Origin of the sequence: Streptomyces sp. NPDC088246 (assembly GCF_044741025.1) — a bacterium.
Lineage (GTDB): Bacteria > Actinomycetota > Actinomycetes > Streptomycetales > Streptomycetaceae > Streptomyces.
In genome coordinates, this window is record NZ_JBIURV010000044.1 from 39,158 (window position 1) to 48,888 (window position 9,731).

Genomic DNA, 9,731 nt, shown 5'->3' on the forward strand with positions numbered 1-9,731 from the left:
GTGGACACCTTTGCGCTGATCGTGACCATCGGTGTCGCGCTCGGCTTCACATATACGAACGGCTTCCACGACTCGGCGAATGCCATCGCCACGTCCGTCTCCACCCGTGCACTGACACCACGTGCGGCACTGGCGATGGCCGCGGTGATGAACCTTGCCGGTGCATTCCTCGGCAGCGGTGTCGCCAAGACCGTCAGTGAGGGTCTGATCGCGACCCCCGAGGGGGACAAGGGGATGGGAATCCTCTTCGCCGCGCTCGTCGGTGCGATCATCTGGAACCTCGTCACCTGGTACTTCGGGCTGCCGTCCTCTTCCTCGCACGCGCTGTTCGGCGGCATGGTCGGTGCGGCGCTGGCCGGCGGGACGCTGGTGCACTGGGACGGGGTGCTCGACAAGGTCGTCATCCCGATGTTCCTCTCGCCGGTCATCGGCCTGGTCGTCGGCTATCTGGTGATGGTCGCGATCATGTGGATGTTCCGGAAGGCCAACCCGCACAAGGCCAAGCGCGGCTTCCGGATCGCCCAGACGGTCTCGGCGGCGGGCATGGCGCTCGGTCACGGTCTGCAGGACGCGCAGAAGACGATGGGTGTCGTCGTGATGGCCCTGGTCATCGCCGATGTCGAGAGCCCGAGCGACCCGATTCCGGTCTGGGTGAAGCTCGTCTGCGCGCTGATGCTCTCGCTGGGTACGTACGCGGGTGGCTGGCGCATCATGCGGACGCTCGGCCGGAAGATCATCGAGCTGGACCCGCCGCAGGGGTTCGCCGCGGAGACGACGGGCGCGTCGATCATGTTCGGCTCGGCGTTCCTGTTTCACGCGCCGATCTCCACGACGCATGTGATCACCTCGGCGATCATGGGTGTGGGGGCCACGAAGCGGGTGAACGCGGTGCGGTGGGGTGTTGCCAAGAACATCATCCTGGGGTGGTTCATCACGATGCCGGCCGCGGGGTTGGTCGCTGCCGCCAGTTACGGGGTTGTGGTGCTGCTGTTCGGGTGACGGGGCGGTGGGGTCGCCGGGGTCGTCCGGTGGCCGCTTCGTCCTTTGCCCGGCGCGATCGCGTGGTGGTACGGAAATGGGGCCGCCCCCACTCCCTCTGCGGGGAGTGGGGGCGGCCCCTTCGCCTTGCGGTGGCACCGCCATGCAGCACCTCAAGGCCGTCTGGGGACGAGGCCGGTTCGCCGGAGGGGTGAGGCGGTGCGCCGGTGGAAACCCACCACCGGGCGTAACCACCCACGCCCCCGGCCCACGTCGGCCCCGTTGCCGGGTGACTATCCGAAGCGGCCCGAGATGTAGTCCTCGGTTGCCTGAACGGACGGGTTGGAGAAGATGCGTTCCGTCTCGTCGATCTCCACGAGCTTGCCGGGCTTGCCGACCGCCGCGAGGTTGAAGAACGCCGTGCGGTCCGAGACACGGGCCGCCTGCTGCATGTTGTGCGTCACGATGACGATCGTGAAGCGCTCCTTCAGCTCGCCGATCAGGTCCTCGATGGCGAGGGTGGAGATCGGGTCCAGGGCGGAGCACGGCTCGTCCATCAGCAGCACCTCCGGCTCGACCGCGATCGCGCGGGCGATGCACAGGCGCTGCTGCTGGCCGCCGGAGAGACCGGAGCCGGGCTTGTTCAGCCGGTCCTTGACCTCGTTCCAGAGGTTGGCGCCGCGCAGGGACTTCTCGACGATGTCCGGCAGCTGGTTCTTCTTGTACGAGCCGTTCAGCTTGAGGCCCGCCGCGACATTGTCGAAGATCGACATGGTCGGGAACGGGTTCGGACGCTGGAAGACCATGCCGACCGTGCGGCGCACGGTGACCGGGTCGACGTTCGCCCCGTACAGATTCTCGTCGTCCAGCAGCACCTTGCCCTCGACGCGGCCACCGGGGGTGACCTCGTGCATACGGTTCAGGGTGCGCAGGAAGGTGGACTTGCCACAGCCGGACGGGCCGATGAAAGCGGTCACGGAGCGGGGCTCCACGGTCATCGAGATGTCCTCGATGGCGAGGTGGGAGCCGTAGTAGGCGGACAGGCCGCTGACGTCGATGCGCTTGGCCATCTGAATCACTGCTTCTTTCGTGCCGCGGTCAGCGGCCGGTCTTCGGGGCCTTCCAGCGGGCGATGCCGCGGGCCACCAGGTTGAGGATCATGACGAAGGCGATCAGGACCAGGGCGGCGGCCCAGGCACGGTCGTACGACGGCTCGCTGCCGATCTTGTACTGCTCCCAGATGTAGAACGGGAGCGAGGACTGTGCACCTTGGAAGGGGTTGGAGTTGATCAGCTGGCTGCCGAAGACCAGCAGCATGATCGGCGCGGTCTCGCCGGCGATCCGGGCGATCGCGAGCATCACACCGGTGGTGATGCCGCCGATCGCGGTGGGGATGACCACCTTCAGGATGGTGCGCCACTTCGGGATGCCGAGGGCGAGCGATGCCTCGCGGAGCTCGTTCGGGACGAGCTTGAGCATCTCCTCGGTGGAGCGGACCACGACCGGGATCATCAGGATCGACAGGGCCAGCGAACCCATCAGGCCGGATGGCTGGAGTTTCGCCATCAGCATGATCGACAGGATGAAGAGACCGGCGACGATGGACGGGACACCCGTCATCACGTCGACGAAGAACGTGACGGCCCTGGCGAGCGCGCCCTTGCCGTACTCCACCAGGTAGACGGCGGTCAGCAGGCCGATCGGGGCGGAGATCAGGGTGGCGATGCCGACCTGCTCCAGGGTGCCGATCAGCGCGTGGTAGACGCCGCCGCCCGCCTCGATGCCGGGGACACCGGCCATGGAGTGGGTCAGGAAGTAACCGTTGAGGACATTGGCGCCGCGGCTGACCGTCGTCCAGATCAGCGAGAACAGCGGGACGACGGCAAGGAGGAAGCACACCCAGACGACGCTGGTGGCGAGGCGGTCCTTGGCCTGGCGCTGGTTCTCGACGACTGTCGTCGTGACGTACGAGATGACGACGAAGAGCAGGGCGGAGAACAGTCCCCACTGGGTGTGGCTGCGCCAGCCCGCCGCCGCGCCGATGCCCACGCCCAGCGCGATCGCGACGGCCGCGAAGGCGAAGGGGGCCCAGCGGGGCAGGGCCCGGCTGCTGAGACTGGTCTTGCGTGCTGGCGCCATCGGGGTGGGGCGTTCCTGGATGCCGGTGTTGGCTGCCTGGCTCATGCGTTGGCCCCCGAGTATTCCTTGCGGCGGGCGATGATCAGCCGGGCCGCGCCGTTGACCAGCAGGGTGAGGACGAAGAGCACGAGGCCGGACGCGATCAGGGCGTCGCGCCCGTACGCGTCGGCTTCGTCGAACTTCGCGGCGATGTTCTGGGCGAACGTTCCGCCACCCGGATTGAGCAGATGCCCGGAGATGATGAAGCTCGGCGACAGGACCGTGGCGACGGCCATCGTCTCGCCGAGCGCACGGCCCAGGCCCAGCATCGAGGCGGAGATCACGCCGGAGCGGCCGAAGGGCAGCACCGAGAGGCGGATGACTTCCCAGCGGGTGGCGCCGAGGGCGAGGGCGGCTTCCTCGTTCGTCTTCGGGACCTGGAGGAAGACTTCGCGGCTGACGCTGGTCACGATCGGCAGGATCATGATCGCGAGCAGGATGCCGACGGTGAAGAGCGAGCGGGCGACGCCGACCTCGGTCTTCTCGAAGAGGTACGTCCAGCCGAAGAACTGGTCGAGCCAGAGGTTCAGGCCCTCCAGGTACGGGACCAGGAAGAGGGCGCCCCAGATGCCGTACACGATGCTCGGCACTGCGGCGAGCAGGTCGACGACGTACGCGAGGGGCGCGGCCAGCTTGCGCGGCGCGTAGTGCGAGATGAACAGGGCGATACCGACAGCGACCGGGACGGCGATGGCCATCGCGATGACCGAGCTGACGATCGTGCCGAAGAGGAGCACCGCGATGCCGAAGACCGGCGGGTCGCCGGCCGGGTTCCAGTCGAAGGTGGTGAGGAAGTTGCCTTCGTCCTTGGAGACGGCGAGTGCGGCGCGGTAGGTGAGGAACACGGCGATCGACGCCATGATCACGAGCAGCAGAATGCCCGAGCCCCTTGAGAGGCCCAGGAAGATCTTGTCGCCGGCGCGCCCGGTCTTCGGCCTGGCGCGCTTGCGCGCCACCGGCGATGCCGGCGGCGTGTCTATCGGTGTGGTGGAAGCCATGGTCTTTCCGGTCTGTGTGGGGGAGTTGTGGGCTCCCCTGGCGGCGGTGCACCGGATGGGTGGTGGCGGGCCGGTCCGGAGGGGTGCACCGGACCGGCCCGCCAGGTGTTGCTGACGTTGCTACGGGTGTTGCTGGGTGGTGCTTGCGTGCCTTCGGGCTGCGTGCACCGGCTGCGTACCCCGGTTACGAGAGGGAGGCGATGGTCTCGCGGACCTTCCCGTTGATCTCGGTCGGGATCGGCGCGTAGCCGGCGTCGGTGAGGAGCTTCTGGCCCTCGTCACCGGCGGTGTAGTTCAGGAAGGACTTGACCGTGGGCAGGGTCTCGGCCTTGTTGCCCTTGTCACAGACGACCTCGTACGTCACCAGGACGATCGGGTACGCACCCTCGGCCTTGGTGGTGTAGTCGAGGTCGAGCGCCAGGTCCTTGCCGGTGCCCTTGATCTTGGCGGCGGCGATGGCCTTGGAGGCGTTCTCCGGGGTCGCCTTGACCGGGGTGGAGCCACCGGTGTTGATGTCGACGGTGGAGATCGACTGCGAGGTGGCGTAGCTGAGCTCGAAGTAGCCGATCGCGCCGTCGACCTGCTTCACCTGGGCGGCGACACCGGAGGAGCCGGACGCGGCCTGGCCACCGGGGGCCGGCCACTTCTTCTCGGCCTCGTACTTCCAGTCGCTCGGGGCGGCTGCGCCCAGGTACTTGCCGAGGTTCTGCGTGGTGCCGGAGTCCTCGGAGCGGTGGAAGGGCTGGATGGCCTTGTCCGGGAGCTTCGCGCCGCTGTTGAGCTTGGCGATCGCGGGGTCGTTCCACTTCTTGATCTTGCCGTCGAAGATCTTGGCGAGGGTGGGGGCGTCCAGCGTGAGGCTGTCGACGCCTTCCAGGTGGTAGCCGATGGCGATCGGGCCGCCGACCATCGGGAGGTTGATGCCCTGGCCGCCCTTGCAGATCTTCTTCGACGCGGCGACCTCTTCGGGCTTCAGCGCCGAGTCGGAACCGGCGAAGCCGACCGTGCCCTGGTTGAAGGCGACGATGCCTTCACCGGAGGAGGACGACTTGTAGTTGACCTCGACGCCCGAGCAGCCGGCCATGTAGTTCTTGACCCAGAGGTCCATGGCGTTCTTCTGCGCGCTGGAGCCGGAGGCGAGCAGCTGGCCCTTGGCGTCGTCGCACTTGATGTTCGACGCGGCGCTGGTCTTGCCGCCGTTGCCGCCGGTGGACCCACCGCCGCTGTTGTTGTCCGAACCGCACGCCGTGAGGACCAGGGCGCCGGAGACGGCGAGGGCACCGAGCGCGGTGGCACGAAGCCGGTTCTTGCGCTGAAGCTTCACTTTTCGGGTGTTCCTTCCAGGAGCCGCCGAGGTCTTTTTCGTTCTACGACGGCGTGCGATGTGGTGGGTGCTTCGGCGTTGCGCCGCGCACCGTGCACTGCCGAAGTTAGGCAGAACAGGTGAAGCCGTTTACCGGGGAGAGTGAACGGGAGGTGAACCGTGTCGGACGGTGCGGTTCTGGGGCCGTCCGGGGCGAGGGTGCCGTCCTCGACGCCGGAAGGACCTGATCCCCGGCCCGGTCAGGTGCTCGGCAGGCCGGCGAGCAAGGCGTCCAGCACATCCCGGTCGTGCGGCCGGGTGAGGCGGGTCCGGGCCGCCGCCGGGGAGAGCCAGCTCACCCGGTCGACCTCTGTGTTCGGTATGAAGGCGCCACCGGTCGCCTCGGCCGCCCAGTAGGCGACCTCCTTGGGACGCCCGTTCACGGCGTACCGGACCGTGGGCAGCGGAGCACCCGGTGCGCAGTGGTGGCCCGTCTCCTCCAGGACCTCGCGCCGGGCGCCGTCCAGCGCGGACTCGCCGCGCTTCAGCTTGCCTTTCGGATGCGACCAGTCGTCGTAACGGGGTCGGTGGACCAGACAGATCTCCAGCTCGCCGGAGCGCTCCGACCGGCGCCACAGCACACAGCCCGCGGCGAGCACGGGCCCGCTCCTCACGGCGCGATCACCGCCGCGGTCGCGTACGGCCAGCTCTCCCGGAAGACACTGCGCGCCGCCTCCACCTCGTGTCTCTGATCGGCGTGGAGCACCCCCAGGGCGTACGCGGTCGCGGGCGCGATCCGGGGCGTGCGGGCCGCCGATGCCGCTGCCGCGGCCGCCTCCGCCGCATCCCGGTGCAGATCGAGCGCGTGCCCCGGCGCGACCAGGACCGGATCGGGGGCGCCCCGTACCACCTCGTGGGCGTACCGGTACAGGCGCAGCAGCAGCCGGGTCCGGTGCCAGGGCGCGTCCTGTGCCTCGTTGTACGGCTCGACCGCCTCGTTCGAGCCGAGCGCGGCCACCGCACCGAGCAGCTGCTGTTCGGCCCGGTCGGCGGGCCCGTGCAGCATCTCCTCGGCCGGAGCCGTGGCTGCCGCGGCGAGCGGCACCTCGGAGGCGAGCAGCGCGACGGCGTCGGCCACCGCATGGAAGCGGGAGGAGCCGAGCGCCTGGAGCGCCGCGGAGTGGGCGCGGGTCCGGGCGAGGGTCAGCTGCCGTTCGAGCAGCGCCCCGGCGCGGGCCGCGCCGACGCCGAGGGCGGCGCGCTCCTTGTCACCGGCATCGGAGCCGGGGCCGGTGCGGGCGGTGGGCAGTGAGGTGCCGGACAGGGCGTGGAGAGCTTCGAGGAGCCGGTTCAGCCGGGTCGCGTAGGCGTGCTCCCGGGCCAGGGTGCCCGACAGCCAGGCCAGTTCGGTGCGCAGCTGCTCGGCCCAGGCCGCGTCCAGCGCCGCCCGGAAGGTGTGCAGCGTGCCGCCGATCCGGCGGGACGAGCGGCGCAGGGCACCGGCGGCCGCCTCGGCGGCGTGGGTTCCGGCGTCCGTGGGGGCGCTGTTCTCGCGGTGCAGGCGCAGGCTGCGCAGGAATTCGGCGGCCTGTTCCTGCAGGTAGGGCGCGAGCACCGCCCCTGCCGTAAGGTCCGCCTGCGTCGTCTGGTGGTCATGGCGTCGCACGCCGGCGCCTCCGGGCGTCAATGAGCATTTCCTGTACGTGCCGCAGCGGCTGGCCGTCCGCGTCCGTGGCGTGCCGGGTCCAGTTCCCGTCGGAACCGAGGTGCCAGGAGGAGGTGGTGTCGGCCATGCCGGTCTCCAGGAGCCGGCTGAGCGCGGCGCGGTGGGCGGGGTCGGTGACCCGGACCAGTGCTTCGATCCGGCGGTCGAGGTTGCGGTGCATCATGTCGGCGCTGCCGAACCATACTTCGGGTTCGCCGCCGTTGCCGAACGAGAAGATCCGGGAGTGTTCGAGGAAGCGGCCCAGTATCGAGCGGACCCGGATGTTCTCGGAGAGGCCGGGGACGCCCGGGCGGATCGCGCAGATGCCGCGTACCCAGATGTCCACCGGTACGCCCGCCATGGCGGCCCGGTAGCAGGCGTCGATGATCGCCTCGTCGACCATCGAGTTGACCTTGATGCGGACGTAGGCGCTGCGCCCGGCCCGCTGGTGCGTGATCTCCTTGTTGATACGGGCGATCAGCCCGTCACGCAGAGACTTCGGGGCGACCAGGAGGCGGCGGTAGGTCTCGCGGCGGGAGTAGCCGGAGAGCCGGTTGAAGAGGTCGGAGAGGTCCGCGCCGACCTGCGGATCGGCGGTCAGCAGGCCGAGGTCCTCGTACAGCCTGGCGGTCTTGGGGTGGTAGTTGCCGGTGCCCACGTGGGCGTACCGGCGCAGTGTGTCGCCCTCCTGGCGGACGACGAGCGAGAGTTTGCAGTGGGTCTTGAGGCCGACGAGCCCGTAGACGACATGGCAGCCGGACTCCTCCAGCTTGCGCGCCCACTTGATGTTGGCCTGCTCGTCGAAGCGGGCCTTGATCTCGACGAGTACGAGGACCTGCTTGCCGGATTCGGCAGCGTCTATGAGGGCTTCCACGATCGGGGATTCGCCCGAAGTCCGGTACAGGGTCTGCTTGATGGCCAGGACGTCGGGGTCGCTCGCGGCCTGCTCCAGGAACGCCTGTACGGAGGTGGAGAACGAGTCGTACGGGTGGTGCAGGAGTACGTCGCGTTCGCGCAGGGCGGCGAAGATGTCGGGTGCGGAGGCGGACTCGACCTCGGAGAGGTCGCGGTGGGTGCCCGCGATGAACTTGGGGAACTTCAGCTCGGGCCGGTCCAGGGACGCTATGCCGAAGAGCCCGGTGAGGTCGAGCGGTCCGGGCAGCGGGTAGACCTCGGCGTCGGACACCTTCAGCTCGCGTACCAGCAGGTCCAGCACGTACGGGTCGATGGACTCCTCGACCTCCAGGCGGACCGGCGGGCCGAAGCGGCGCCGCATGAGCTCCTTCTCCAGGGCCTTGAGGAGGTTCTCGGCGTCGTCCTCCTCGACCTCCAGGTCCTCGTTCCTGGTGACCCGGAACATGTGGTGGGCGAGGACCTCCATACCCGGGAAGAGCTCTTCGAGGTGGGCGGCGATGACGTCCTCTATGGGCACGTACCGCTGCGGCGACGCCTCCAGGAAGCGGGTCAGCAGTGGCGGCACCTTGACCCGGGCGAAGTGGCGGTGGCCGCTGACCGGGTTGCGTACGACGACGGCGAGGTTGAGCGAGAGACCCGAGATGTACGGGAAGGGGTGTGCCGGGTCGACGGCGAGGGGGGTCAGCACGGGGAAGACGCGCTGCCGGAAGAAGGTGAACAGGCGGGCCTGTTCCTTCTCGGTCAGCTCGGGCCAGCGGATCAGCTGGATGCCCTCCTCGGACAGGGCGGGGGCGACGTCCTGCTGGTAGCAGGCGGCGTGCCGGGCCATGAGCTCGCGCGAGCGGGTCCAGATCAGGTCGAGGACCTCGCGGGGCTGGAGTCCGGAGGCGGAGCGGGTGGCGACACCGGTGGCGATACGGCGCTTCAGCCCGGCCACCCGGACCATGAAGAACTCGTCCAGGTTGGAGGCGAAGATCGCGAGGAAGTTGGCGCGTTCGAGGAGGGGCGTCGCCGGGTCCTCGGCCAGTTCGAGTACCCGTTCGTTGAACGCGAGCCAGCTGCGTTCCCGGTCCAGGAAACGGCCGTGGGGCAGTTCGCTGCCGTCGACGTCGGGTTCGTACGCGTCGACGTCGGCGTCGATGTCGGGATCGAGGTCGGCCCGGGTCGACAGCATGGCGCCGTTGGACGCCGACGAGGCGACGGCGTGCGGCCGGTGCGCGGCGAGCGAGCCGACCGATGGCTGCACGGTGGGCGGAACCGGGACCTCGGAGCTGGGCTGCTGGCTCATGGCCCTATTCTTCCGCGCCGGGGGCTTCGAAGGCGCGCCGGAGGGTGCGGAGATCACGGGAAACCCACGGTTCGTGTGGTTCGCACGGACTCCGCCGGGATTTCTCCCGTTGTGGGGGGTCGGCACAGCTGGCTGCATCCTGAGAGGGTCGCAAGCCCTTCTGAATGGCTGGTAACGGCGACATGACGTGCAGGAAGCGGTGTGCCGTGGGTGGATTGGTCATATGAGCAGTGTCCGGGCCCCTCAAGGGCCCGGACACGGTGCCTGGAAGCGGTCTCAGAGCCTGTCGGGTGACCTCCGACCGGGCGGCCACGCCCTGGCACGCACGCTTCCCGCGTTGTCGTCAGTCACCGACTCCCCCATAGC

8 protein-coding genes are annotated in these 9,731 nt (G+C 69.0%); 1 reads left to right on the top strand and 7 read right to left on the bottom strand.

Translation table 11 applies throughout. The annotated features are described in order from the left end of the window. Entirely contained in the window at positions 1 to 999 is a 999-nt protein-coding gene (locus ACIPEK_RS37075; protein ID WP_327273922.1) for an inorganic phosphate transporter, read from the top strand. Positions 1,000 to 1,271: 272 nt separating this feature from the next. On the opposite strand, the gene pstB is transcribed toward ACIPEK_RS37075, so the two are convergent. The 7 genes from pstB to ACIPEK_RS37110 all read right to left on the bottom strand — a co-directional run bounded on the left by pstB (position 1,272) and on the right by ACIPEK_RS37110 (position 9,365). Next, positions 1,272 to 2,048 carry a phosphate ABC transporter ATP-binding protein PstB gene (pstB, locus tag ACIPEK_RS37080; RefSeq protein ID WP_383077979.1) on the bottom strand — a complete coding sequence of 259 codons (777 nt, stop codon included), beginning with the start codon at positions 2,046 to 2,048 and terminating at the stop codon, positions 1,272 to 1,274. 28 nt (positions 2,049 to 2,076) lie between these two features. After that, positions 2,077 to 3,162, bottom strand: a complete 1,086-nt coding sequence (gene pstA, locus ACIPEK_RS37085; RefSeq protein ID WP_402005618.1) for a phosphate ABC transporter permease PstA — start codon at positions 3,160 to 3,162, stop codon at positions 2,077 to 2,079. After that, on the bottom strand, positions 3,159 to 4,154 hold the full coding sequence (gene pstC, locus ACIPEK_RS37090) for a phosphate ABC transporter permease subunit PstC (protein WP_402005620.1): 996 nt from the start codon (positions 4,152 to 4,154) through the stop codon (positions 3,159 to 3,161). The genes pstA and pstC overlap by 4 nt, the downstream gene beginning before the upstream one ends. Positions 4,155 to 4,338: 184 nt before the next feature. After that, positions 4,339 to 5,478, bottom strand: a complete 1,140-nt coding sequence (gene pstS, locus ACIPEK_RS37095) for a phosphate ABC transporter substrate-binding protein PstS (protein ID WP_402005623.1) — start codon at positions 5,476 to 5,478, stop codon at positions 4,339 to 4,341. Positions 5,479 to 5,717: 239 nt separating this feature from the next. Continuing rightward, positions 5,718 to 6,116, bottom strand: a complete 399-nt coding sequence (locus ACIPEK_RS37100; RefSeq protein ID WP_402005626.1) for an NUDIX hydrolase — start codon at positions 6,114 to 6,116, stop codon at positions 5,718 to 5,720. Positions 6,117 to 6,127: 11 nt separating this feature from the next. Continuing rightward, positions 6,128 to 7,123 carry a CHAD domain-containing protein gene (locus tag ACIPEK_RS37105; protein WP_402005629.1) on the bottom strand — a complete coding sequence of 332 codons (996 nt, stop codon included), beginning with the start codon at positions 7,121 to 7,123 and terminating at the stop codon, positions 6,128 to 6,130. Further along, a complete protein-coding gene (locus tag ACIPEK_RS37110; protein WP_402005632.1) occupies positions 7,110 to 9,365 on the bottom strand; it encodes an RNA degradosome polyphosphate kinase in 2,256 nt (751 codons plus the stop codon). The genes ACIPEK_RS37105 and ACIPEK_RS37110 overlap by 14 nt, the downstream gene beginning before the upstream one ends. Between the last annotated feature and the right edge of the window lie 366 nt (positions 9,366 to 9,731).

Coding starts and splice junctions, on each gene's coding strand:
- ACIPEK_RS37110 (WP_402005632.1), bottom strand. CDS start 9,365: ATGAGCCAGCAGCCCAGCTCCGAGGTCCCGGTTCCGCCCACCGTGCAG.
- pstC (WP_402005620.1), bottom strand. CDS start 4,154: ATGGCTTCCACCACACCGATAGACACGCCGCCGGCATCGCCGGTGGCG.
- pstB (WP_383077979.1), bottom strand. CDS start 2,048: ATGGCCAAGCGCATCGACGTCAGCGGCCTGTCCGCCTACTACGGCTCC.
- pstA (WP_402005618.1), bottom strand. CDS start 3,162: ATGAGCCAGGCAGCCAACACCGGCATCCAGGAACGCCCCACCCCGATG.